Origin of the sequence: Polaribacter sp. NJDZ03, from assembly GCF_019263805.1 — a bacterium.
Classification (GTDB): domain Bacteria; phylum Bacteroidota; class Bacteroidia; order Flavobacteriales; family Flavobacteriaceae; genus Polaribacter.
On the sequence record NZ_CP079195.1, the window covers coordinates 2,736,343 to 2,761,475 of the forward strand.

Below are 25,133 nucleotides of genomic sequence, written 5' to 3' on the forward strand. Positions count from 1 at the left end.
GTTTGTGGAATTATAAAGATGTAATAAAACGAATTGTCTGGTTGTTAAACATTTCTGGCTGTTCTACGTTTACCACATGACCACAATTTTCAATTACAAATAGTGATGCAGTAACATGTTTAGAAACAATGTTTTTTATGGAAGGTAAAAACAAATGATCTTCGGCACCCATAACGTACAATGTAGGAATTTGAATGTCTTTTGTTCTAAAAAAACGAAGTAAAGGATTGATTTCTGATGTTAATTTAAACCAGCGTAAAAATTCTTTTTGATATAATTTCTTCGCTTCGTTTACAAACAGCAATCTAGATTTTTTATGATTTTTCTTTGGCATAATAATAAATGCAAAGAGTTTGTATAGCATCATATATGGCACTACAGATTTAAAGATATTACCAACTTTCATTAAAACCTGAGAGCGGAAATTCATTTTTATAATGGCACCTCCCATAATCATGCTTTTTACCATTTCTGGTCTTTTTTCGGCAAGATTTCTTATTAAGATGGTACCTAAAGAAATACCAATAAAATGAGATTTTTCAATTTTTAAGTGATCAATTACTTCTACAATATCGGCCGTAATAGAATCAAAAGTATATTTTGCTTTAAAAGTATCTTTTAGTGTAGGTTTGCTATCTCCATGACCACGCAAGTCTAAAATTAAAACATTAAACTGTTTTCTAAAATCTCGTACTTGTTTAAACCAAATAGAACTACTGCCTCCTGCTCCATGAACAAAAGTAACCCATTCTTTAGAGGTTGTATGTGGATATGAATAGTAGTTTAGCAAATATTTATTTTTGATAGCTATTAAAATGGAAGTGCTAAAATAAGACTTTTAATTTTGATGAAGTTTTTAGTTGTTTTTTTAACCCTTTTATTATTTATAATAAATTTAAAATAGCCTTTCTTAAAAGAAATTTGTTTCCTGTTTTTTCTATTTTTTGTAATTTGCCTAAATGGAAAAAGAAACAACTTCAAACAGAAAAAAAAATAAACTTAATTATGACCAAGAATTAAAAATATTGCACACAGAATTGGTGCACATGCAAGAGTGGGTTAAAAACCAAGGATTAAAAGTAGTTATCCTTTTTGAAGGAAGAGATGCATCTGGAAAAGGTGGAACTATAAAACGTTTTACAGAGCCTTTAAACCCTAGAATTTGCAAAGTGGTAGCTTTAGGTGTTCCTACCGAAAAAGAAAAATCTCAATGGTATTTTCAACGTTACGTGCAATATTTACCTGCCGCAGGAGAAATTGTGTTGTTTGATAGAAGTTGGTACAACAGAGCAGGCGTAGAAAAAGTAATGGGCTTTTGTACAGAAGAAGAATACGATGAGTTTTTACGTTCTTGCCCAGAGTTTGAACGTATGTTGGTAAGATCTGGCATTATTGTTTTAAAATATTGGTTTTCTGTTAGTGATGAAGAGCAAGAAAGACGTTTTAAAAACCGTATTTCTAATCCTTTAAAACGTTGGAAATTTAGTCCGATGGATTTACAATCTCGCTCACGTTGGTTAGAATATTCTAAAGCAAAAGATCAAATGTTTGCACATACAGACACCAAACAAGTGCCGTGGTTTGTAGTAAATTCAGAAAATAAAAAGAAGGCGAGGTTAAATTGCATTAGCCACATGTTAAGTAAAATTCCTTATAAACAGATGGATATTAAACCAATTGAGCTTCCGCCATTACCAGATGGTAAAGCGTATGTAAGACCACCAATGGATTACCAAACCTTTGTGCCAGAAAAGTTTTAGTTTCTAAAAATAAAAAAAGGCGAACATTTCTGTTCGCCTTCTTAATTTCCCCAATTTTAAAAATTATTCTACTATTAAAGTATATTGTGGTGTTGGGTTTAAAGGACAGAAATAAACATATTCTCCTTTTTTAAGAACTACCTCTTTAGAATTCCCTTTAGTATTGTTTTCTACTTGTGCAGTAACATACGCGTTTTTAATGTGCGCTTTTACATCTGCTTTTGGTGCTAAAACAAAACCTACATTGTGCCCTACGTTGTTGTTTGCTATTTCAAAAATATAAGTTCCTTCAGATAAAGTAATTTGTTTCTGAGTAAACTCACCATTTGTTTGTTCTAAAGAAACTGTTTTTACATCTTGTGCATTTGTATTAAATGCGAAACCTAAAACTACTACTAAAATTGCGATTACTTTTTTCATGATTGTTGTGTATTACTAATTATTAAAAATTGATTATTATTCTTATTTACTTTTATTTATAATGCTTGTGCTACAGGAAAATCTACTGCAACATCTGTTGTTTTGTGAAAATAGTTGGTAATTGTAATTTCTCCTATTAAGATAATTGCATCTGCCAAGTTTCCTTTTGTATATCCTGCTGCATATAAGTTTTCTACAGATTCTGCTGTTGCAGCGCCTCTGTTTTCTGCTACACTTTTAGAAAAATTAGCTAAAGCATTTAACTTTGCATCAAAAGAAGCTTTACCTGCTCTTAATTCTAAGATTTGAGCTTCTGTAAAACCATTCATTTTACCAATTGCAGTGTGTGCAGATAAACAATAAACACATTGGTTTACTTGACTTACCGCTAAGTTAATTACTTCTTTTTCTTTAGCAGAAAAACTTGTTTTTCCTTGTCCTATTGCTAAAAAGTTACCTAATGCTGTTTCACTGTGTGCAAATGCAGCGTATAAGTTAGGTACAAAACCTAATCCTTTTTCTAATTGACCAAAGATTGCTTTGTTATTTTCTGATACTTCGTTTTTTGTTGGTACGTTAAATGTGCTCATAATTTTATTTTTTATATTATTAATGTTTTGTTCTTCTTTTATATTATGCTTTGCATTTGCAAAGTTGTTGTGCTGTGTTTTGATCGTCGTATGTTTGGTAACCCCAACAGTTAGGACATTGTGTGTTTTCTATTGTTTTCATATTATTGTTGTTAGTTTTCCATTTTTATAGGAATGACACTTTTTTGTTTTTTTGAAATGCTTTCAAAAAGCGTTTCTAATAGTTGGCTCTGCAAAAATGCAACCGATAAGGACTTCAAAAATTGGACAAAAGTTCCTTTGATTAGGACTCCTTAAAAAGTTGCCTTTTTTTTTTAATGATTGCAGCGTTTATTTTAGTCTGTCTATTTTAGCTCTTAAGTTACTCTCTGTAATTAAACCTGTATGTCTGTCTGCAGGTGCTCCGTTTTTAAAGAAAATTAAGGTTGGTATGTTTCTTACATTAAATTGTGCTGCAAATTCTGGATATTCATCAACATTTACTTTTTTAATGGTTACATCGTCTTTTAATTCGTCTGCTAATTTGTTTATAGTTGGTAATAATGTCTGACAAGGTCCACACCAATCTGCATAAAAATCTAATAATACGTTACTGTTATTTTCTATAACATTCGTAAAGTTTGTTTGTTCTAATTGAATTTCCATTTTTTCTTATTTTTAGTTGCTGCTAACGCAGGATAAATTATTTGTTGTTGTGTTGTTATTGTTACACACTGCAAAGATGCAACCCAAATGAAGGTTTAAAAATGGACAGAAGTTCTTACTGTTAGGACAGCGTAAAATAGTTGGCAAAAATGCACGCGTGAAGGATAGAGCAATTTGTTTGAGCTCTTTTTAAGTTTGATAAAACTTTAAAAAGCGAGTTGCGAAAGCCTGACCTGATAAGGGCACTCCCAAAAAAATAAACCACAAACTTGTCTTTTCGACTTTTGGAGAAGTCTCATGGTTGTTGTGTATTGAAAGTTTCGTTTTAAGTGTACGGCTATTTTTCTAAAGAAAATTGTAGTTCACAAAAATGCAACTACTTTTTATTAAGGACTAATATAGCAATTTTTAATACACGGTGTTGTGCCCTGTTATTTTATTCTATAGATTGTTTTATTTTTTTCTCCTATTTTTTCAAATAAATTTAACTCTGTACCTTTTTTTAAATCTCGACTTGCGGTTGCAGAAGAAATGTCTTTAAATATATCCATATAATTTTTTCTAGTAAACTGAATTTTATTTAAAGAAACAAAATATTCTAATCTGTCTTTTTCGTTTAATGTTCGATTATTAAAATTTAATAATTCACTTATTGAAATATCAATTACTCCTAACATATATTCAATAAACTTTGTTGATTTTCCAGATTTATCACTTTCAGCTAAAGCTTTATAATATTTTTCTTGATCGTTACTAATTAAAGTTTCAAAAGGCAAAAACTCAAATATTGGATATTTTTCCATTAATATTAGCGTTTGCCATAATCTTCCCATTCTTCCATTACCATCTAAAAATGGATGTATGAATTCCATTTCATAATGAAAAACACAACTTTTAATTAATTCAATTTCGTCTGACTTTTTCAAATATTCAAAAAGGTCTTTCATTAAATAAGGAAGGTTTCTAAAAGGAGGAGCTACATGTTCTACTTTAGAACCTTTTACAATACCAACACTTTGTTTCCTATATTTCCCTGCATCTTCAATAAGGTCTTTCATTAAGTTTTTATGCGCTTTTAAAAAAGATTTTTCATTAGATGGTTTATAAATATCTAAATTTTCGTAGATTTCTATGGCATTTAAAACTTCAAGTACATCTTTTTTTGGACCAATAACTCTTTTGTTTTCAAGAAGCGCTGTTATTTGTTCTTCGGTAAGTGTATTACCTTCAATTCTTAAAGAAGAATGAATAGTTTTAATTCTATTTTGTTTCCTTAATTTTGGAGAAGGTTTATTTAACAAGTTGGCATTTACTTCACCTATTTTTTCTGAAATAGAAGTTATTAATTTTAAAATAGAAGAAGTTATTTCGTAAGGTGGTTTCATAGTGATACTATCATTTGATAGTATCAAATATACAATCATTTAACTATACTTATTGGATGAAACGGGATTTTTTAATTGAGCAAAACATAGTGATAACACAACACCAACCAAACATTATGAGATTTCTCCCAAAAGGTCGAAGCGACAAAACTGAATGAAAAAAACCACAAACCACAAACTTGTCATTTCGACAATAGGAGAAATCTCATAACAGTGATAACATAACAACCAAAATTTATGCGATTTCTCTCAAAAGGTTCGAAATGACAAAACTGAATGAAAAAAAACTAAATGAACACTGTTAATTAGTCTTTAAAAAGAATTTTATAATACTGCTGAGGTAAAATATAAACAACTAATACTCTTTTTTAAATTGAAGCGGAGATTTTTCTATTCCTTTTGTAAAGAAACGTGTAAAATAGGCAGGATCGTTAAAACCAAGTTCAAAAGCAATTTCTTTTACCGTTTTATCCGTATAGACTAACAACCGTTTTGCTTCTAACAAAATACGGTTTTTAATAAAGTCTGATGGCGTTTTTGCCCCCAATTTCTGAAAGTGTTTGGTTATCGATTTTGGCGAAAGTCCTAATCTGTTTGCGTACTCGGTTACCGAGTGCATGGTTTTAAAATTCTGCTCTACCAACAAGCTAAAATCTTTAAAAAGACGGGTTTCTACGTCTTCTTTAATAACATGGTTTTCTTTTTTTACACGAACTGCAGAAATAATAAATTGTTTTAAATAAGACTGCAGCATATCGTATTGTGCAGTTTCGTTTTGTTGAAATTCTTCTATTAAACTTTCTAAAATAAAGTTGAGTTTTGCCGTGTCTTTTTCGCAAGGTTTTACAAACGGTGTTTCATAGATATTGTTGAATAGAATTCCGTTACAGGCCACTTCTTGATCGTGGGTTTGTATGCAGTAAAAATCTCTAACAAAAGTAAGTTTGTAAGCGGTTTTTATTTGCTCGGAATCTACCGTAAAAACTTGGCCTGGAGACAAGAAGAACAGCACATTATCATCAAAAGTATATTGTTCAAAATCGATATTATAGGTTCCACTACCTTCTTGAATCCAATAAATAGAATACGCATTTACTTGCTCATTATGATCTATTGTACAGGCTTTTTCAAAAGCAACTGTACTTAAAGAAAAAGTATTCTGAAAAGAGTATTTTGTAATATATTGAATTGCCAAATTTGAGTTTGTTTTGTTTGTTGGTCGTAAAAATAGTTATAAACTTTACGTTTTATTTCTAAATATAAACTTTATTCAATTTTTAAAAATAAATAAATTTATTGACTTACATCAAATAATTTCACTTGAGACAATAGTAGTTTTGCTATCGCAAAATTAAATAGAATATAAAATGGTACTTACGGAATTAGATGCATTAAAAATGTTTGGTAATGACAGTAAAGAACGATTAGAAAAAGCTTTTATACATCTTCAGCAAGGAAATGGAATTATCTTAATGGATGATGAGGGTAGAGAAAATGAAGGAGATTTAATATTTTCTGCACATAATATGACCAATGATCAAATGGCACTTATGGTTAGAAAATGTAGTGGTATTGTTTGTCTTTGTTTGCCCAATGAAAAAGCAGATGCACTGGAATTACCGTATATGGTAAAAGAAAATACAAGTAGCTACCAAACACCTTTTACAATTACAATTGAAGCCAAAGAAGGTGTTACTACTGGAGTTTCTGCTAAAGACAGATTAACAACCATAAAAGCTGCTTGCAAAGAAAATGCGAGTAGTGCCAATTTAGCAAAACCAGGTCATGTTTTTCCTTTAAGAGCTAAATATAATGGCGTTTTAGAAAGAAAAGGACATACAGAAGGTAGCGTAGATTTAATGAAATTAGCAGGTTTAAAACCAGAAGCTGTACTGTGTGAATTAATGAACGATGATGGAACAATGGCAAAAACTGACACCATTTTAGAGTTTGCAAATGAGCATAATTTGATCGTAGTATCTATACAAGATATTATTCATTATCGTACATTTGTAAGAGATTACAAATAGATGGCAGACAATATAGAACTCACTAATTTCATAAAAAAAAATATAAATATTGATGATGAAGATTTAAAAATCGTGTTGTCTTATTTTAAAACAATAAAAAAAAAGAAAAATGAAATTTTACTTTCCAATGGAAAAAATAGTCAGCTTAGTTATTTTGTAAAAAAAGGTAGCTTAAGACTATTTTATATCAATGAGGAAGGAAAAGACGTAACACGTTATATTGCATTTGAAAATCAGTTTGCTACAGAACTGGTTAGTTTTATTACCAATGAACCTGCGCAAGAAACGATTCAAGTTATTGAAAACAGTGAACTTCTATATATTACCCACGATGATTTTAGACATCTTATGACTATTGTGCCTAAATGGAAAGACTTTTATAGCATCTATTTAGAAAAAGCATATGTAAATAATTCTAAGAGATTAATATCATTTACTACACTAGATGCATCTGAAAGATACAAGCAACTATTTAAAATAAACCCAAACATTGTAAAACGCTTACCAAACAAAATTGTAGCTTCGTATATTAATATTTCACAAGAAACTTTGAGTAGAATAAAATCTAAAATTTAATACTAAACTAAAAATTATAAAACATGAAAAAAGCATTATTACTAGGATTATTCTTATTGCAATTTACTGGTTATTCACAGTCTACTGATGTAAAAACCAGTTCTGAAAAAACTAGTGACAAGTTGCTATTAACTATTTTTCTTAAACACGATCAAAGCATGACTTTACATGAGATTGAAAAGATAAGAACAGATCAAGGTTTTTATGAAAGCTTTCCTCCAGAAGGTACTTCTGTAGTTGATTGGTATGTGGTTATGGGACTTGGTCAAATGGTAGTACTAGAACTTCCTGCTTCAAAATTAGCTGCTGTAAATTTAGCAATTGAAAGAACTGCTTGGAAAGCTTTTAAGACGGAAATTTATCCAACTTATAATCTATTTCCTATTGTAAAGGACAAGTTAAAAAACAACGCAAAAGTAAATTACTAGACTCTTTATTGTAAATTGTCTAACAAAAAAGGAAACCCTATCTAAAATGTATTTTAGATAGGGTTTTATTTTTTGTTTAATTAAGAATCAGCATTTTAAGTTTTCAGTTTCTTCAAGAGAAACGATGTTTAATCAGTTTTTTTTTGTCGTATAAGTTTTTAGGTTTAACAATACAAAAACCAACAAAGCAGGCAACACCCAACCCAAACTATGTGCTGCTAAAGGAATAAAACTTTTAATACCCGTTAAGTTTTCTCTAGGAATGATAAACCCTAAAAAATCTGGAATACTAAAAATAAAAGTGACAATTACAACACCTCTAAAAACCAATTTAGAAGCGTATTTTTCTGGTACCACGTTTAGTAGAATTAAAACAATAGTAATTGGATAGACAAACATTAATGCAGGCACTGCAACATCAATAATAAACCCAACATTATAACTCCCAACAATAACACCAATAATTGAAGCTGTTGCTGCTGTAACAATATACGCAGTCTTAGAATTATTGCAAATACCTTTTATATAATCTGCGGTTCCGGTAACAATACCAACAGCAGTTGTAAAACAAGCCAAGGCAACCAAAATACTTAAAAATATGGTTCCGAAATGCCCTAAAGTTTGTGTACTTAAGCCAGATAAAATTTCAATTCTAGAAGCATTTTCTGCAAAGGTAGCACTGAATAATGATCCGCTTAAAATTAAACCTCCGTAAATAAGTAATAAACCAATCCCAGAGATATAACCCGCTTTTCTAATCAATGTTCTTTTCTCGTTAAAGGTGTTATGATTACTATAATCTAAAGAGATGATAATAACGGCACCTACAACTACACCAGCAATAGCGTCAAAAGTTTGGTAGCCTTCTAAAATTCCATCTACAAAAGGATTTTTAAAGGTTGATGGATTTACGGTTCCCGGAGAAGTGAAAAAGGCTATTCCTATAATTACTAATAAAATAAGCACAATAATTGGTGTTAAAAACTTACCAATTAAACTTATTATTTTAGAACGATTTACTGCAAAAATAAACACCAAAACAAAGTAGACAATACTTGTTAAAATGGGAGGTGTATTAAAAAATGGTTGAATTGCCATTTCATGTGTAACGGCAGCAGTTCTTGGAGACGGAATTGCCGCTGCTATAATGTATATTAAGAAACAAAAAATAGTACTAAAAACAGGTGATACTTTTTTACCAAAATCATACAAAGTACCTTGTAACCTTGCATGTGCAAAAATGGCAAAAATAGGAATAATGATAGCTGTTAAGATAAAACCTAAAACAACAATCCACCAATCTGCACCAGATTTAACGCCTAAAGATGGAGGTAAAATTAAATTTCCTGCGCCAAAAAAGAGTGAGAAAAGTGCAAAACCTGCAATCCAAATATCTTTTGTTTTGTTCAATTTAGTTTACTTTTTTAAAGTTTAAATGATTAAAGTCGAAACTAAAATCTGTAATTGGTGCAATAAATTTCATGGTGGCTCCTGTAGTATTTCCTTTTTCATCAAAAGAAAATTGTACAAAAACATCTGCATCATAACTTCTATTGTTCCATTTTGCAACGTAGGTTGTTTGGTTGTAAGGCAACAACTCGCCAAATAAAGTAGCAGAGCGCTCACATTTTATAAGGTAAGAATTTCCATCATTAGAAATGGTCATATTTCCAAACCAGGCATCATTATAAATCCCTACAATTTGTGAAGGTTTCGGTAGGCTTTTATCAGCTTTAGCTAGCGCTACTTTACTATAAACACTTGCTTTTATACTGTCGTTGTATTTTAAATATTCGGTATTGTTAGTCCCTAAATTTTCTAACCAGTTTCTATCCTCATAACCTAAATACGTGTCTTTTACCGTATTTGTAATGGTGTTAAAAGCACTTCCGTTCATTTGGTTTGTTAATACAATAATGGCCAAATCTAAATCTGGAATCATAGTAAACTGAGTAACGGTACCCAATAAACCACCTGTATGGTATACCTGTTTATGTCCGCCTTTTACATCTGTTAAAAACCAGCCTAAACCGTAGCCTCTAAAATTAGAGTTGTAAGAATCGTTTTTCCTTACTTTTAAAGGAGTTTGTAGTTGCCATAGTTCATGAAATTGAGTTTCACTTAGCAAGCGTTCTCCGTTTTTGGTAACGGCATCATTCATTAAAAAATTTGCCCATGTAAGCATGTCTTTTACGTTACTTACAATTCCGCCAGCAGGGTTTGCAGTTTCGCTCCAATCATGCGGAATCTGAATTACTTTTCCGTCTGCTCTTGTGTGCGCATCAATAATATTTGTTCTGTTTGTAACTCGGTTGTAAGATGCTTTACTGCTAGTCATACCAACCGGATTCATTATTTTAGTCTCAATAAATTCATCCCAGTTAAGTCCGCTAACACGTTTTAATACTTCTCCTGCAACAATAAACATATTGTTGTTGTATTTAAAATCGGTTCTAAATTTACTCGATGGTTTTAAATGTTTTACATTATTGATGATATCTTTTGTGGTAAAATTATTGTTTTCAGGAAAAAACATTAAATCTCCAGATCCTAAATCTAAACCACTTCTATGTGTAACTAGATCACGAACTGTTATGTTTTGTGTAATCCAAGCATCGTACATTTCAAATTCGGGAATGTATTTTCTTACTTTATCGTCCCAATTTAATTTCCCCGCATCTACCATCATAGCCAAAGCAAAGCATGTAAAACCCTTACTGTTAGAAGCAATACCAACCAAGGTGTTTTCATTCATGTCTTTTTTGTTGGTTAAAGAACGAACTCCATGTCCTTTAGCATACACAATTTTTCCGTCTTTTAAAATTCCGACAGAAATACCTGGAACATCAAAAGTTTTTAAGGTTTGTTCTATTAAATTATCGAGGTTTTTTTCTGAAATTTGAGCGTTACTATTTACTATTATAAATAGTAATAAAAAGCAAATAATTGCTTGTTTAAAGTTGAACATTGTTGAGGTGAGTTTTATCCTTGAAATATACATATTTTTCATATCTTTAAATGTGATATTTTATAAATATTCGATGAACTCTAAAAGGGGTTCAAGCACTTTTAGAGTTCTTATCAATAAAAATTAAAAATGCGAGCATTAGAAACCATTAAATTAGATCATTTCTATCATAGAGGAATTAATGGTGAAGACTTATTTTATTCTGATAAAAACTATCGTTATTTTTTAAATTATATAAAAAATATATTTTTCCTGTAGCGGAAACCTTTGCTTGGTGTTTGTTAAAAAATTAGCTGATTATCCTTGGAGTTCTTATTTTTCTATAATTTCTAATAAGAAATCATCTATAGAAAAAGATAAAGTATTTTATCAATTTGATACAAAGGAAAATTTTATAGATTCGCACCAACAAAAAACGGATATTATTGCTGTAGAAAAATGGTTAAATATTAAGGTAGTATAGTTTTGTTAAGTATCCCTGAAAGGGGTTAAAACCCTTTTAGGGTTGAATTGTTTTTAATTTTTCACTATGCTTTTAGTCTACAAAAACGCTAATATTTTTTATACAGATCAAGGAAAGGGATCCGTTGTTGTTCTTATACATGGTTTTTTAGAAAATTCCACTATGTGGGATAAAATTGTGCCAGAACTTACCAAAAGAAATAGAATAATTACCATTGATTTACTAGGTCACGGAAAATCTGATTGCTTAGGTTATGTACATTCTATGGAGCTATTTGCTAAAACGGTAGAAGCTGTTTTAAAACACTTAAAAATTAGAAAATTTATTTTGGTTGGGCATTCTCTAGGAGGCTATATTTCTTTAGCTCTTGCCAAAATGAATCCTTCTAAAATAAAGGGATTATGCTTGTTAAATTCAACTTCAGAAAAAGATTCTGAAGAACGCATAAAAATAAGAATTAGAGCAAATAAAATGGTTCAAAATAATTTTGAAAACATGGTTAAAATGTCCATTTCAAATTTATTTAATCAAGAACATGTATCAACATATAAAGAAGAGATTGAGGCAATAAAAAAAGAAGCCTTAAAAACATCTTTACAAGGTTATGTTGCTGCGAATGAAGGGATGAAAAACCGTCTAAATACCAATGCTGTTTTAGCTGAAAATAATTTTAAAAAATTAATAATTGTTGGAGAAAAAGATCTTGTTTTAAATTTAGAAAGCTCTAAAGAGGAAGCTAAAAAAACAAATTCTGAATTGGTTGTTTTTCCTGATGGCCATATGAGTCATATTGAAAATACTCCAGAATTGATTCTTTCTTTAAAAAAATTCATAAAAAGCTGTTAATTTAACCTTTATCTTATAGTTTCTTGTAATTATTTTGAAGTTTGTTCGACTGTTTATAAAAAATCAATCGAATGAAACAATTTCTACTATTCCTTTTTTTAGGAATTTCCACTCTTTTATCAGCGCAACAAATAGATTATAATACTAAAAAAGGTTTTGTAGCAGAAGGATATGATGTGGTTTCTTATTTTGTAGACAAAAAACCAGTAGAAGGTAAAAAGAAATTTGTAGCGGCCTACGATGGTGCTAAATTTCAATTTTCTTCAGAGGAGCATTTAAAAATGTTTACAGAAAATCCCGAAAAATATGTTCCACAATATGGTGGGTATTGTGCTTATGCTGTTGCAGAGAAAAACACAAAAATGTATATAGATGCAGAGGCTTATGAAATTAGAGATGGTAAATTATATTTATTTTATAGTTCTTTTTTTGGTAATAAGTTAGAGGATTGGAAAGAAGGAAATACGAAGAAATTACAAATAAAAGCAGACAAAAATTGGCAAGGTTTAAAACATAAAAACAATTAAATAATGAGAAATTTAGGAATTCTTTTTCTGCTAATTTCATTTACAGCTGTAGGGCAGAAGAATGATTATAATACCAAAAAAGGTTTTGTAGCAGAAGGGTACGATGTTGTTGCTTATTTTAATAATAATGCAGAAAAAGGAGATAAAGAATTTACAACATCATACGATGGGGTAGATTTTAAATTTTCATCAAAAGAAAATTTAGAGATTTTTAATAAATCACCTAAAAAATACGTGCCTGCCTATGGAGGTTATTGTGCTTATGCAATTGGCGTAAAAGGAGAGAAAGTTTCTATAGATCCTAACACTTTTGAGATTAGAGATGGAAAATTATATTTATTCTACAATTCTTGGGGAACAAATACGTTAGAGTTATGGGAGAAAGAAGGAGCAGAGGTACTTAGAGATAAAGCAGATGAAAACTGGCTTAAAATAAAGAATGAAGATTGAAAGCAATATCGGGGGGTTTTGTGAATGTTGTAAAAAAAAAGAGCTGAATATATTCAGCTCTTTTTTTATTAAATAATTATCAATAGATTACTACTTGGTACAATAACTAGACTTCCCAATGACTAAAAAAAAGTTCATTTAGAAACGATATTGTTATTTAAATTACTCAATTACTAATAAATAATATGTTTTTTTACCACGTTGTAATAAGACATATTTGTTCGCTATTAAATCTTCTTTTGTAATAGAATAATCCTCTTTTATTTTTTCTTTATTTACAGAAATTGCATTTTCTTTTAACGCTCTTCTTGCGTCTCCATTAGAGCTTAAAAAGTTTGTTTTTGCAGCCAAAGCCCCTATCATATCTAAACCTTCTTCTACATCAGAGATTGATACAGTTGCTTGTGGCACACCATCAAAAACATCTAAAAATGTTTGTTCGTCTAAAGATTTTAAATCAGAAGCAGTAGATTTACCAAATAGAATATTAGAAGCTTTTAAAGCATTCTCATACGCTTCTTTACCATGTGTTAAAATAGTAACTTCTTCTCCTAATTTTTTCTGTAACAAACGTAAATGCGGATTTTCTTTATGTTCTGCAATTAAGTTTTCTATAGTTTCTTTGTCTAAAAATGTAAACTTTTTAATAAAGTTTTCTGCATCTTCATCTGAAGAATTTAACCAGTATTGGTAATATTTATAAGGAGAGGTTCTGTCTATATTTAACCAAACATTTCCACCTTCTGTCTTACCAAATTTTGTTCCGTCTGCTTTAGTAACCAAAGGAACTGTAATTGCATACGCTTTTCCTTGTGCTTTTCTACGAATTAATTCTGTACCTGTGGTAATATTTCCCCACTGGTCAGAACCCCCCATTTGCAGTCTACAATTTTTTTCTTGGTATAAATGATAAAAATCGTATCCTTGAAATAACTGGTAGGTAAATTCTGTAAAACTCATACCAACAGAAGATTCAGAACTCAAACGTTTCTTTACAGAATCTTTAGCCATCATGTAGTTTACAGTAATATGTTTCCCTGTATCTCTTACAAAATCGATTAATGAAATATCTTTCATCCAATCGTAATTGTTTACCAATTCTGCTTTGTTTTCTGCAGCAGCATCAAAGTCTAAAAAACGTTCTAGATTTTCTCTAACACCAGCAACATTTTTTGCCAAAGTAACTTCATCTAACAAATTACGTTCTGCAGATTTTCCAGAAGGATCACCAACCATACCAGTAGCTCCACCAATTAAAGCAATAGGGTTATGACCTGCATTTTGAAAATGTTTCAAAATAAATATTTGCACCAAACTACCAATATGTAGTGAGTCTGCAGTTGGATCAAAACCAATATAACCAGCAGTTTTATTTTTTAATAAATAGTCTTCCGTGTCTGGCATAATATCATGCAATAATCCACGCCAGCGTAATTCTTCAACAAAATTTGTCATTATAAGTCTAAATTAATTCAATTCAAAATACGAATGCCAAATTCAGCTTGTTTAAGTTTTGTGTCTTGATCGTTTAAATTATCAATCTAGACAAGCTCAATTTGGCATCTTATAGCAATTATTTATTTGCTATTTTTCATTATGCAAAGATAAACTTATCAATGAAAATATCATAAATTCGCGGTATGATTTTAGTTACTGGAGGAACAGGTTTAGTTGGTGCACATTTGTTATATCATTTAGTTAAAAATGGTAAAAAAATACGTGCTATTTACCGTTCTGAAGAAAGAATTAAAAAAGTACAAGAAGTCTTTTCTTTTTATACTGATGATGTTGCAGATTTAATTTCTAAAATAGAATGGTTTAAAGCAGATATTACAGACGTTCCTGCTATGATTCCTGCTTTTATTGGAGTTGAAAAAGTATATCATTGCGCAGCATTTATTTCCTTTAATCCTAAAGATTATAGAGAAATGCGCAAAGTAAATATACATGGAACAGCGATTATTGTAAACCTTGCCATTGATGCAAAAGTGCATAAAATTTGTTTTGTGGGTTCTATTGCTTCTGTAGGAAATTCTTTAAAAGGTGGTCTTATAACTGAAGAGAATGAGTGGAGCCCAGAATCTGATAATAGTGGTTATTCGATAACAAAATTTGGTGCAGAAATGGAAATTTGGCGTGCAAGTCAAGAGGGAGTTGATGTAGTTATTGTAAACCCAGGTATTATTTTAGGAAGCGGATTTTATACTGCTGGTTCCGGTAAAATATTTTCACAAGTTTATAACGGATTAAACTATTATACAAACGGAATTACAGGTTTTGTAGGTGTAAAAGATGTGGTTGCTGCAATGATTAAATTGATGAATTCTAGCATTAAAAATGAACGTTTTATTTTAGTAGCGGAGAATAAATCGTTTAAAGAAATTTTCTTTTCTATAGCTGATGCTTTCGGTAAAAAAAGACCAACAAAAAATAGTAAGCCTTGGCAAACAGCAATTTTTTGGAGGGTTTCTTGGGTGTTGTCTTTCGTTTCAGGGAAAGAACCATTGTTGAGCAAATATTCAGCAAGAAGTGCACATTCAATATCTAAATACTCGTCAGAAAAAGTTGAAAAAATGCTGCCTTTTCAGTTTGAAAAAGTTGATGAAGTGATAAAAGAAGTATCTGATAGCTATGTTAATTCTTTATCTCAAAATCTGCCTTAGCGACTTCTAAAATCGGTTCAGTTTCTTTAATAGAATCTAATTCTTTCAATTTTTCCCCCACTTTTTTAATAGAATCCCTTCTAATGGAGTCTTTACGTGAACTTATCTTTTTATAAAAATCTTTTTTTTCTTCTAAGTTTTTTTTAACATCGGTAATCATTTCCTGATATAAATCTATTTTAGACGTATAATATAAGTTGCTATTTTGAAAACGCAGGCTATCTATTTTATATTTATCATATATAAAAGCCATGTAATTAACCTTATTTTGCTGGTTTTTGTTTGGTACAAATTTAGCAGAAGAAGCAATCATCATATCACCAAGTAATAAGGTCATTGTGTCTCTAGGAATGAGGTCTTTTGGTTCTTTAAAAATGGTGTTACTTGTGCAAGAAACCAAGAAAATAGAAACAAGAAAATAACTTAAGTTTTTCATATTAACGATTAAAAGTTAGGCGTTTTCCTTTAATATTATCATTAAAAACACCTTCATTATAGATTAAATTTCCATTTACAAAGGTATGTGTTATGGTTGATGAAAATGTAGTGCCTTCAAAAGGAGACCAACCACATTTGTATAAAATATTGTCTTTAGATACAGTTTGAGGTTTGTTGGTATCAATTAAAACGATATCTGCAAAATACCCTTCTTTTATAAAGCCTCGTTTTTCAATTTGAAATAATTTTGCCGGATTATGGCTCATTTTTTCAACTAGTTTTTCAATAGGAATCACTCCTTCTTTTACTTTTTCTAAAAGCGCAATAACGGCATGTTGTACTAAAGGTCCGCCACTTGGTGCTTTTGTGTATACATTTGTTTTTTCTTCTAAAGTATGCGGAGCGTGGTCTGTAGCTAAAACATCAATTCTATCATCTAACAAGGCTTCCCATAAACCAAGTCTATCTTTTTCTGTTTTTACTGCTGGATTCCATTTAATATGAGTCCCTTTTTCTTCGTAATCTTTATCTGAAAACCATAAGTGATGCACACAAACTTCTGCAGTAATTTGTTTTTCCTCTAAAGGAATATCATTTCTAAAAAGTTCGGTTTCTTTAGCGGTTGAAACATGAAAAATGTGCAATCTTGCCCCTGTTTTCTTTGCCAACTCAATAGCTTTAGAAGAGGATAAATAACAAGCTTCTTCACTTCTAATAATTGGATGGTATTTTAGAGGAATATCATCGCCATATTTGTCAATAAATTCTTGTGTGTTTTTTCTAATAGTTGCTTCATCTTCACAATGTACAGAAATAATCATTTTTGTTGATGAGAAAATTTTCTTTAGAATCTCTTCATTATCAACCAACATATTTCCTGTAGAAGAACCTAAGAATAATTTAATTCCGGCTACTTTTTTAGGATCTGTTTTTAATAATTCTTCTAAATTATCGTTTGTTCCACCAAACATAAAAGAATAATTAGCGTAAGAATCGTTTGCTGCAATTATAAATTTATCTTCTAATAAATCTTGCGTTGTAGCTTGTGGTACGGTGTTTGGCATTTCTATAAAAGTAGTAATTCCGCCAGCAACGGCAGCTCTACTTTCTGTAGCAATATTTGCTTTATGTGTTAAACCAGGTTCTCTAAAATGTACTTGGTCATCTATAAAACCAGGAATTAAATATTTTCCTTCTGCATCAATAATTTCAACATTTTCAGTTGCTTTTATGTCTGATGAAACTTCTTTTATAATTCCGTTTTCAATGAGAACATCGCCTAAAAAAGTTTTATTTTCATTTACAATTCTTGCGTTTTTTATTAAAGTTGATTTCACCATTTTTTATAATTATTTTTTCTGAAAATACTTTGCTAATTTTTACAAAGTTAGTAAAGTATTTTAATTCTTTTTTTTACTATTTATGTCTGCTAAATACCCATTTTCATGTTCACTAAGATTTTTGTAAAACCAAAGCGCTCGTAAGATTTTATTGCAGCAGAGTTATTGCTATAAACATCCAATCTTAATTCTTTTAAATCATTTTTTACTGCCCAACCTTTTAAAGACTCTAAAATTAAATTACTAATCTTATTTCCTCTAAAAGCTGGTTTTACAAATATAAAACCAATATAACCATGTTTTGGGTTTTTATGATAATGTTTAGAATTTTCTATTCTTAGGTAACCAGAAGCAACTAATTGATCGTTAGAAACAGCTACAATAAAATAAATGTCTTTATTAGAAATTAATTCGGGTATATTGTAATAAGATAATTTACCATCACCTAAAAAAGGATCTAAAGGTTTTTCTGCAGCTACAACTCCTTGTTCAAACTCTAGTAGGGTTTCTAAATCTTTTAAAGAAGCAGTTCTAATAGTAATTTTATTCATAAACCTTTTTTGGTAATCCTTTTACTCTCATTTTTATTACGCCAAACAAAGCTTCAGAAATAATGTTTCCACTCATTTTAGAAGTTCCTAATGTTCTATCTGTAAAAACTACAGAGACTTCTTTTATATTAAAACCATGTTTCCATGCTTTAAACTTCATTTCTATCTGAAAAGCATAACCAATAAATTTTATTTTGTCTAATACTATAGTTTCAAGTACATTTCTTTTCCAACATACAAAACCTGCTGTAGTATCACAAACCGGAATTCTAGTAATAAAACGGACGTATTTAGAAGCAAAATAAGAAAGTAAAACTCGTTTCATAGGCCAATTCACAACATTTACACCTTGTGAATATCTAGAACCTATAGAAACATCTGCTCCCTTTTTTTTACAAGCTTTATACAAGCGAATTAAATCTTTAGGATTGTGAGAAAAGTCGGCATCCATTTCTATAATATAATCATATTTTTTAGCAATGGCCCATTTAAAACCATGTATATAAGCAGTGCCTAAACCACTTTTACCGATTCTTCTTTCTAAAAATAGCTGATTTGGAAATTCTAAAATTAAGTTTTCTACAATATCTGAGGTTCCATCAGGAGAATTGTCATCTACAACTAAAATATGGAATTTTTCCTTTTGATTAAAAGTGGCTCTAATAATAGCTTCTATATTTTCTTTTTCGTTATAAGTAGGTATTATGACTAACGCATCTGACATAAATAAAATTTCATGTGGTAAGTAGACAAATATACATTTTTTAATTACTAATTTTGTGTTAATCTTACCAAAACAAAAATAGGTGCAAGCAATAGAAAGAGTAGTAATAGATAACAGTTGGATTACCATATTATTGGTATGCTTGTTTGCCTGTGTTTTCCTTTTAAGAGGGTTGAGTGCTGTTAGGTTAAAAGGAAGTGTGTCTTCTTTGTTTAATGAAAGTTTTATAGATTCTGAAATAGAGGAGAATAGTTCTTTTTTTAATCCCTTTAAAAACATTGTTTTTATTTTTTCTATTGTAGTTCTTTCTTTACTAGCATATAAAATCTATTTGTATTATAATTCTACTGCTGAAGAAGGTTTTTTTACTTTTTTAAAGGTTTTAGGTGTTGTTTTTTCTTATTTAACTTTTAAAAGGTTGTTAGAATTTTTGTTTTCTGTCGTTTTTAAGATCGATAAAAAGTTAGATTTCTTTTTAGTTTCTAAATCTGTTTATTTATATTCTGTTTCCTTTTTTCTACTTATAGCTATTGTTTTGGTAGAGTACTCAAAATTAAATACACTTTTCTTAGTCTATTTTTCGGTCTTATTATTTTCCATTCGCTTTATATTTCACGCAGTAATTAATAAAAAGCTGGTTTTTAGCGAGTTGTTTTATTTTATTTTGTACCTTTGCGCCTTCGAAATAGCGCCGCTATTTATACTGTTTAGATTGCTGTTTTAACTAGAAAAAAGAATCTTATGAAAGTGAAAACGATCTTAGTATCGCAACCAGAACCAAAGACAGAAACTTCCCCTTATTTTGACCTGTCGGATAAACAAAAAGTAAAGATAGATTTTAGACCTTTTATTCATGTAGAAGGTATCTCTGTCAAAGAAGTAAGAGGAGAAAAAGTTGATTTACATAACTTTACCGCTATTATTTTAACAAGTAGAAATGCTGTTGATCACTTTTTTAGAATAGCAGAAGAAATGCGTTTTAAGGTGCCAGATGCGATGAAGTATTTTTGCCAGTCTGAAGCAGTAGCTTTTTATTTACAAAAATATGTAGTTTACAGAAAGCGAAAAATTTATGTAGGTACAAGAACGTTTCCAGATTTAACAAAATTAATCAAGAAACATAAAACAGAAAAGTTTTTATTGCCAAGTTCAGATAAACTAAAGCCTTTAATTCCTGAAGAATTAGATAGTTTAGGGATCACTTGGAAACGATTAGATTTATATCGAACAGTTGTTAGCGATTTGTCTGATTTAGAAGATGTGTTTTATGATGTTTTAGTGTTCTTTAGCCCATCAGGCATAGAATCTCTTTTAAAGAATTTTCCGAACTTTCAACAAAATAAAACTAGAATAGCAGCTTTTGGTAACTCTACTGTTAAGGCAGTTACAGATGCAGGTTTTAAATGCGATATTACTGCGCCGTCACCAGAAACACCTTCTATGACAATGGCTTTAGATAAATATATTAAAATAGTAAATAAGAAGTAATATTTCTTAAAATACTATAAATTACATAAAAAAACCAAGCAATTTTGCTTGGTTTTTTTATGATTTTTTTTTGCTATAAATTTAATTATTCTTTTAAAGTAACTGTTCTATCAACACTATTAAAAGGCCCCGGAATTAATTTTCCTTCTGCATCTATTAATTCTAATTTTATAGAAACTTTTCCTTTTGGTAAACCTTTAATAACCATTGGTGCCCATTCTGTTATTATAAATTCGTTGTCATTAATAGTTGCACGAACTTTATTACCATTTTCTGAAAGTTGTGTATTTAATACAAAAAAATCTAGTAATAGGTTCTCTGTATCTTTTCCTGTATACTCTCCTTTTGGTCGACTATAAATAAGTGTTGGTGCGCTTATGTCTAAATTTTTATCATCTTTAGTATCTTCTCCAACAATTAATTTTTTAACAACTACAGAGTTTTTATTTTTAACAGATTCATGATAAGATCTGCTTAAAAAGGCAACCAAATGATGCACGCCATTAGGTATCTCTTTTTTAAAAGTTGGCTCATAATGCGCAGAATATGGCTCGTTATTCAGAATAAAATGAATATGTTGTCCTTTTTCTGAATTTGCTAAAAGCGCTGTGTTATTGCTTTTTGTTATTGCGCCTAACTCGTAATTATTTACTTCAAAATTAAAAAGAGTTTCTCCAACCGTTTTTATTACTGTATCACTTGGTGTTATCATTTTAAGCGAAGCAGTAGCGTATTCTGGTGAGTTTTCTAATTTTTCTAAGGTAATTTTTGTGCTTTTTTCTGGAGTATCGTTTGCCTTTTCCTTTTTAGTCTCTTTACAGCCTACAAGTGTAATTAAGGTTAAACAGATAATACTTAATATTTTAAATTTCATATGTATTGTTTTAAGTTAATAATATTTAGTTATAAAGTTCAAATATCAAACCTTTTTAAGATTAATAATATAACAATAGCATTAGATATGAACTCATTCCAAATAAAGAAATGATTTTTAATTTAAAATTTTAGCTTATAAAGACTTTCAAGCGCTTTATGAGGTGTTTAATATTAGAAATTTCTATTAAATTTAATTTTATAGGTAAAATACTTTCAGACCCTTCAGGTTTTGGAAACCTGAAGGGTCTTTTTATTATTGTTTTTTAGAAAACAAATTATCTTAGTAACTTCGTACAAATAGAACTGATAAATGAAAACTGAAAAACAAAAAATGCTCTCTGGTCAATTGTATGATGCTTCAGATATACAACTTACCAAAGAACGATTAGAAGCAAGATTGTTATTAAAAGAGCTAAATGATTTATCAGAAGATAAAGCGGAATCAAAAAATGTTATTTTACATAAATTACTGCCAAATCAAGGGAAGAATCTATTTGTACAAACGCCCTTTTATTGCGATTATGGTTACAATATAATTACAGGAAACGATGTGTATTTTAACTTTAATTGTGTTGTTTTAGACGTAATTCCCGTTACAATTGGTTCTAGAACATTAATTGGTCCAAATGTGCAATTATATACAGCAACACATCCTATAAATCATAAAGAAAGAGCTTCTGGACTCGAATTAGCAAAACCAATAACTATTGGAGAAGATGTTTGGATCGGAGGAAGTACGGTAGTTTGTCCGGGTGTGGTTATTGGAGACAGAAGCGTAATAGGAGCAGGAAGTGTGGTAACAAAAAATATACCTGCAGATGTCTTTGCGGCAGGAAACCCTTGTAAAGTAATTCGGAAATTAGAAGCTTAGAAAATTTATTATGTACTGTTTTTTTAGAAGCTATTTCCTGCTTTCCGCTATATCTTTTTTTGTGAAAAACAAAAAAAGGATGCCGCTTCAATCAGGGCTAAACCTGTTTGTTAGCTAATAGAAAACAATTAAGGTTCGTTGATTTTTAAATAGTAAAAAAATTAAACCTTAAGCAAACAAAGTAGCGAAAGCTTCTTCTATTTTACCAACTAAAACCAAACGAATTCCGTGATTTTTAGAAGCTATTTTATTGTATTTAGAAGCGACTAAAGTTTTGTAACCTAATTTTTCTGCTTCTGTAATTCGTTGATCTATTTTAGAAACCGGTCTTATTTCTCCAGCCAAACCAACTTCTGCGGCAAAACAAACATTTGGGTTAATAGCAACATCTTGGTTAGAAGATAAAATGGCAGCTACAACTGCTAAATCTATTGCAGGATCGTCTACATTTATTCCTCCTGTAATATTTAAAAATACATCTTTGGCACCTAATTTAAAGCCAGCTCTTTTTTCTAGAACTGCTAAAATCATGTTTAAACGTTTTAAATTATACCCAGTTGTAGAGCGTTGTGGTGTTCCGTAAACGGCAGTAGAAACTAAAGCTTGTATTTCTATCATTAAAGGTCTAATGCCTTCTAGAGTAGACGCAATTGCTGTTCCGCTTAAATCTGCATCTTTTTTAGAAATTAATATTTCTGATGGATTTGATATTTCTCTTAATCCCGTAGACAACATCTCGTAAATCCCTAATTCTGAAGTAGAACCAAATCTATTTTTTTGACTTCTTAAAATTCTATATGTGTGGTTTCTGTCTCCTTCAAATTGTAAAACAACATCTACCATGTGCTCTAAAATTTTTGGTCCAGCGATGTTTCCATCTTTATTAATATGACCAATTAATAAAACCGGAGTTGCTGTTTCTTTTGCGTATTTTATTAGTTCTGCAGCAGTTTCTCTAATCTGAGAAATACTACCAGGAGAAGCTTCTATAGAGCTTGTGTGTAGTGTTTGTATAGAATCTATTACCAAAACATCTGGCATTGTTTCTTCTATATTTTTAAAGATGTTTTGGGTATTGGTTTCTGTTAAAATTAAACAGTTAGAGTTATTTGCTTCTAACCTTTCTGCTCTCATTTTTATTTGAGACTGACTTTCCTCTCCAGAAACATACAATACTTTTTGACTGATGTTTAAGGCAACTTGCAATAATAAAGTCGATTTTCCAATTCCGGGTTCACCTCCTAAAAGGGTTACAGAACCTTTTACCAATCCGCCACCTAAAACGGTATCTAATTCGTTGTTATTGGTAACAATTCTTTCTTCTGGGTTTAACTGAATGTCAGCAACTTTTAAAGGTTTGTTTACAGTTTGTTTTGCGGTAGCAGATTGTTTCCAAACTCGTTTTTCTTCTTTTTGTATTACTTCTTCTACAATGGTATTCCATTCTTTACAAGCACCACATTGTCCTACCCATTTTGCATGTTGGGTTCCACAGTTCTGACAGAAAAAAGTTGTTTTGGTTTTGGCCATTTTTTAAGAAGTTACAAAGTTTTAGAGTAACAAAGTTACAAAGTAATAGTTGTTATTTTATTAGGTAAGGATATTAAAATATTAAACTGTGTGTAAGATTTCTCAATCGCTTAAAAAAGCTCATTTCGAAATGACAGCTTTAGGTTTTATTTTGTGTGTTAATTATTCTCTGATAATAAGAAAGTAATTCAGTTTGTGACTTCGAAGTATTGAGAAGTAGTATAATTGTGATCACATAAAGCCTAACACGTATTATTAGTTTTTTTATAAGGTTGTTGGAAGTAAATTATTGAGATTTCTCAATCGCTTAAAAAAGCTCATTTCGAAATGACACTTTGGGTTTTATTTTGTGTGTTAATTATTCTCTGATAATAAGAAAGTAATTCCGTTTGTAACTTCGAAATATTTAGAAGTCGCATAACGGTGATCACATAAAATGGAGCAACTTTATGTGATTTCTCTCAAAAGGTTAAAAAGGCAAACTGGGTAAAAAAAAGTTAGCAAATACTCGCGTTAGCGATTGAACGGTGTGTTTGAGCTCTTTTTATTTTGCTGATTTTTCAGCAAAATAAAAAAGCGAGTAGTGAAAGCGCGACCTTTTTAGGGAACGCCCAAAAATTATTTATTCTTATTATAGATTGGTAGTGCAAAAAAGGCTAAACCTCCAAAAATGATAATCATTGCGGTTTGTGCAGTCCACATAATCCAACCAAAAGCGGTTGCAGGTTCTTCTGCAATTCCAAATAAAGCCAATGCGCCAGCAACTGCAATTGGGTATAAACCAATACCTCCATTTGTTGCCGCGATAGAAAAACCACCGGCTATAAAGGCAATTAGAATTCCACCAAAAGGTACACTTAAACCTTCTATTGCGGGTATTGTTGCCCAAAACATGGCTACATACATTACCCAAATAAATACGGTGTGAAAAATAAACGCCCACTTATTTTTCATTTTAAAGATACTTGTAACGCCTTCTAAAAGACCAGAAACAAAAGTTTTTATTTTTAAAAGAAAGCCTGATTTTGCTTTTTTTACAAAGGATGTAAAAATGAAAAAGCCAATAATTAAAATTGCTAAGCCAACGATTATTTTAGTAGGATCGAAATTTTTAGTTAAAAGTCCGTAGATAAAATCGAACTGTACAAAAAGTGTGATTAATACGATAGATAGCATCATAATTAAATCGGCAATTCTTTCTGCTACAATGGTTCCAAATCCTTTTTCGAAAGGAACTTCTTCGTAATTTGTAAGTACTAGTGCTCTAGATACTTCACCAGCTCTTGGTAATGCTAAGTTTACTAAATAACCTACTAAAACCGCTAAAACACTGTTGGTGAATTTGGGTTTAAAGCCTAAGGGTTCTAACATAAACTTCCATCTATAAGCCCGTGATAAATGACTTAAAACACCAAAGAATAACCCAAGAAAAATCCAACTATAATGTGCTTCTTTAAAGTAGCCGATTAAAACCTCTAAAGAAATTTTAGAGAGCGAATACCATACTAAAAAACCTCCCAAAACGAGAGGTAATACGGTTTTTAATATTTTTTTGATATTCAAA

General features: G+C 30.3%; 28 protein-coding genes. 12 read left to right on the plus strand and 16 right to left on the minus strand.

Going from position 1 to position 25,133, the window contains the following annotated elements; all coding sequences use genetic code 11:
* Window positions 1–10: 10 nt before the first annotated feature.
* Window positions 11–790 carry an alpha/beta fold hydrolase gene (locus KV700_RS11645; protein ID WP_166383734.1) on the minus strand — a complete coding sequence of 260 codons (780 nt, stop codon included), beginning with the start codon at window positions 788–790 and terminating at the stop codon, window positions 11–13.
* Between the two features lie 169 nt (window positions 791–959).
* Between KV700_RS11645 and ppk2 the strand changes: the two genes are divergently transcribed.
* Complete coding sequence (ppk2, locus tag KV700_RS11650) at window positions 960–1,760, plus strand: polyphosphate kinase 2 (RefSeq protein WP_166383732.1); 801 nt, start codon at window positions 960–962, stop codon at window positions 1,758–1,760.
* Window positions 1,761–1,823: 63 nt separating this feature from the next.
* Here the strand turns inward: ppk2 and KV700_RS11655 are convergent, their stop codons facing one another.
* The 5 genes from KV700_RS11655 to KV700_RS11675 all read right to left on the minus strand — a co-directional run bounded on the left by KV700_RS11655 (window position 1,824) and on the right by KV700_RS11675 (window position 5,995).
* Window positions 1,824–2,180: a cupredoxin domain-containing protein gene (locus tag KV700_RS11655; protein ID WP_218597975.1), complete on the minus strand. Its 357-nt coding sequence runs from the start codon at window positions 2,178–2,180 to the stop codon at window positions 1,824–1,826.
* 56 nt (window positions 2,181–2,236) lie between these two features.
* Window positions 2,237–2,770 (minus strand): carboxymuconolactone decarboxylase family protein, encoded by a 534-nt coding sequence (locus tag KV700_RS11660; RefSeq protein ID WP_166383728.1) that lies wholly within the window; start codon window positions 2,768–2,770, stop codon window positions 2,237–2,239.
* A gap of 330 nt (window positions 2,771–3,100) precedes the next feature.
* The gene (gene trxA, locus KV700_RS11665) at window positions 3,101–3,415 is read right to left on the minus strand and encodes a thioredoxin (protein ID WP_218597976.1); all 315 of its coding nucleotides are present in this window, start codon (window positions 3,413–3,415) and stop codon (window positions 3,101–3,103) included.
* 431 nt (window positions 3,416–3,846) lie between these two features.
* The gene (locus KV700_RS11670; RefSeq protein WP_218597977.1) at window positions 3,847–4,800 is read right to left on the minus strand and encodes a Fic family protein; all 954 of its coding nucleotides are present in this window, start codon (window positions 4,798–4,800) and stop codon (window positions 3,847–3,849) included.
* 355 nt (window positions 4,801–5,155) lie between these two features.
* On the minus strand, window positions 5,156–5,995 hold the full coding sequence (locus tag KV700_RS11675) for a helix-turn-helix domain-containing protein (protein ID WP_218597978.1): 840 nt from the start codon (window positions 5,993–5,995) through the stop codon (window positions 5,156–5,158).
* A 172-nt stretch (window positions 5,996–6,167) separates the two neighbouring features.
* Here KV700_RS11675 and ribB point away from each other — a divergent pair, with 172 nt between their 5' ends.
* From ribB to KV700_RS11690, 3 genes are read left to right on the plus strand one after another with little or no spacing between them, the layout of a single operon-like run.
* A complete protein-coding gene (gene ribB / locus KV700_RS11680) occupies window positions 6,168–6,830 on the plus strand; it encodes a 3,4-dihydroxy-2-butanone-4-phosphate synthase (protein WP_218597979.1) in 663 nt (220 codons plus the stop codon).
* On the plus strand, window positions 6,831–7,406 hold the full coding sequence (locus tag KV700_RS11685) for a Crp/Fnr family transcriptional regulator (protein WP_166383718.1): 576 nt from the start codon (window positions 6,831–6,833) through the stop codon (window positions 7,404–7,406).
* A 23-nt stretch (window positions 7,407–7,429) separates the two neighbouring features.
* Entirely contained in the window at window positions 7,430–7,834 is a 405-nt protein-coding gene (locus KV700_RS11690) for a hypothetical protein (protein WP_166383717.1), read from the plus strand.
* 132 nt (window positions 7,835–7,966) lie between these two features.
* On the opposite strand, the gene brnQ is transcribed toward KV700_RS11690, so the two are convergent.
* Window positions 7,967–9,244 carry a branched-chain amino acid transport system II carrier protein gene (gene brnQ / locus KV700_RS11695; protein ID WP_166383715.1) on the minus strand — a complete coding sequence of 426 codons (1,278 nt, stop codon included), beginning with the start codon at window positions 9,242–9,244 and terminating at the stop codon, window positions 7,967–7,969.
* Between the two features lies 1 nt (window position 9,245).
* Window positions 9,246–10,802, minus strand: a complete 1,557-nt coding sequence (locus tag KV700_RS11700) for a serine hydrolase (protein WP_218597980.1) — start codon at window positions 10,800–10,802, stop codon at window positions 9,246–9,248.
* Window positions 10,803–11,076: 274 nt separating this feature from the next.
* Between KV700_RS11700 and KV700_RS11705 the strand changes: the two genes are divergently transcribed.
* From KV700_RS11705 to KV700_RS11720, 4 genes are all read left to right on the plus strand, one after another.
* Window positions 11,077–11,265: a hypothetical protein gene (locus KV700_RS11705; protein WP_218597981.1), complete on the plus strand. Its 189-nt coding sequence runs from the start codon at window positions 11,077–11,079 to the stop codon at window positions 11,263–11,265.
* 66 nt (window positions 11,266–11,331) lie between these two features.
* Entirely contained in the window at window positions 11,332–12,111 is a 780-nt protein-coding gene (locus KV700_RS11710) for an alpha/beta fold hydrolase (protein WP_218597982.1), read from the plus strand.
* Between the two features lie 71 nt (window positions 12,112–12,182).
* Window positions 12,183–12,638, plus strand: coding sequence for a YHS domain-containing (seleno)protein (locus tag KV700_RS11715; RefSeq protein WP_166383708.1), 456 nt, complete (start codon window positions 12,183–12,185; stop codon window positions 12,636–12,638).
* A 3-nt stretch (window positions 12,639–12,641) separates the two neighbouring features.
* The gene (locus KV700_RS11720; RefSeq protein ID WP_166383706.1) at window positions 12,642–13,088 is read left to right on the plus strand and encodes a YHS domain-containing (seleno)protein; all 447 of its coding nucleotides are present in this window, start codon (window positions 12,642–12,644) and stop codon (window positions 13,086–13,088) included.
* 162 nt (window positions 13,089–13,250) lie between these two features.
* Here the strand turns inward: KV700_RS11720 and tyrS are convergent, their stop codons facing one another.
* On the minus strand, window positions 13,251–14,543 hold the full coding sequence (gene tyrS / locus KV700_RS11725) for a tyrosine--tRNA ligase (protein WP_218597983.1): 1,293 nt from the start codon (window positions 14,541–14,543) through the stop codon (window positions 13,251–13,253).
* 185 nt (window positions 14,544–14,728) lie between these two features.
* Here tyrS and KV700_RS11730 point away from each other — a divergent pair, with 185 nt between their 5' ends.
* Window positions 14,729–15,751 carry an NAD-dependent epimerase/dehydratase family protein gene (locus tag KV700_RS11730; protein WP_218597984.1) on the plus strand — a complete coding sequence of 341 codons (1,023 nt, stop codon included), beginning with the start codon at window positions 14,729–14,731 and terminating at the stop codon, window positions 15,749–15,751.
* Here KV700_RS11730 and KV700_RS11735 read toward each other — a convergent pair.
* The 4 genes from KV700_RS11735 to KV700_RS11750 all read right to left on the minus strand — a co-directional run bounded on the left by KV700_RS11735 (window position 15,723) and on the right by KV700_RS11750 (window position 18,804).
* Window positions 15,723–16,187, minus strand: coding sequence for a DUF4296 domain-containing protein (locus KV700_RS11735; RefSeq protein ID WP_166383700.1), 465 nt, complete (start codon window positions 16,185–16,187; stop codon window positions 15,723–15,725). The genes KV700_RS11730 and KV700_RS11735 overlap by 29 nt on opposite strands.
* 1 nt (window position 16,188) lies before the next feature.
* Window positions 16,189–17,529 carry a dihydroorotase gene (locus KV700_RS11740; RefSeq protein ID WP_218597985.1) on the minus strand — a complete coding sequence of 447 codons (1,341 nt, stop codon included), beginning with the start codon at window positions 17,527–17,529 and terminating at the stop codon, window positions 16,189–16,191.
* Window positions 17,530–17,618: 89 nt separating this feature from the next.
* Window positions 17,619–18,080 carry a GNAT family N-acetyltransferase gene (locus tag KV700_RS11745; protein ID WP_218597986.1) on the minus strand — a complete coding sequence of 154 codons (462 nt, stop codon included), beginning with the start codon at window positions 18,078–18,080 and terminating at the stop codon, window positions 17,619–17,621.
* Complete coding sequence (locus tag KV700_RS11750) at window positions 18,073–18,804, minus strand: polyprenol monophosphomannose synthase (RefSeq protein WP_218597987.1); 732 nt, start codon at window positions 18,802–18,804, stop codon at window positions 18,073–18,075. Before KV700_RS11750 ends, KV700_RS11745 begins: the two co-directional genes overlap by 8 nt.
* A gap of 82 nt (window positions 18,805–18,886) precedes the next feature.
* Between KV700_RS11750 and KV700_RS17400 the strand changes: the two genes are divergently transcribed.
* Together KV700_RS17400 and KV700_RS11760 are read left to right on the plus strand one after the other, a co-directional pair.
* Complete coding sequence (locus KV700_RS17400; RefSeq protein WP_218597988.1) at window positions 18,887–19,528, plus strand: DUF4271 domain-containing protein; 642 nt, start codon at window positions 18,887–18,889, stop codon at window positions 19,526–19,528.
* 17 nt (window positions 19,529–19,545) lie between these two features.
* Window positions 19,546–20,292, plus strand: coding sequence for a uroporphyrinogen-III synthase (locus KV700_RS11760; RefSeq protein ID WP_166383690.1), 747 nt, complete (start codon window positions 19,546–19,548; stop codon window positions 20,290–20,292).
* A gap of 85 nt (window positions 20,293–20,377) precedes the next feature.
* Here the strand turns inward: KV700_RS11760 and KV700_RS11765 are convergent, their stop codons facing one another.
* Window positions 20,378–21,166 (minus strand): hypothetical protein, encoded by a 789-nt coding sequence (locus tag KV700_RS11765; RefSeq protein ID WP_166383688.1) that lies wholly within the window; start codon window positions 21,164–21,166, stop codon window positions 20,378–20,380.
* Window positions 21,167–21,478: 312 nt separating this feature from the next.
* Here KV700_RS11765 and KV700_RS11770 point away from each other — a divergent pair, with 312 nt between their 5' ends.
* Window positions 21,479–22,039 carry a sugar O-acetyltransferase gene (locus tag KV700_RS11770; RefSeq protein WP_218597989.1) on the plus strand — a complete coding sequence of 187 codons (561 nt, stop codon included), beginning with the start codon at window positions 21,479–21,481 and terminating at the stop codon, window positions 22,037–22,039.
* A 168-nt stretch (window positions 22,040–22,207) separates the two neighbouring features.
* On the opposite strand, the gene radA is transcribed toward KV700_RS11770, so the two are convergent.
* The gene (gene radA / locus KV700_RS11775; RefSeq protein WP_218597990.1) at window positions 22,208–23,569 is read right to left on the minus strand and encodes a DNA repair protein RadA; all 1,362 of its coding nucleotides are present in this window, start codon (window positions 23,567–23,569) and stop codon (window positions 22,208–22,210) included.
* A 618-nt stretch (window positions 23,570–24,187) separates the two neighbouring features.
* Complete coding sequence (locus KV700_RS11780) at window positions 24,188–25,132, minus strand: lysylphosphatidylglycerol synthase transmembrane domain-containing protein (RefSeq protein ID WP_218597991.1); 945 nt, start codon at window positions 25,130–25,132, stop codon at window positions 24,188–24,190.
* Window position 25,133 lies beyond the last annotated feature (1 nt).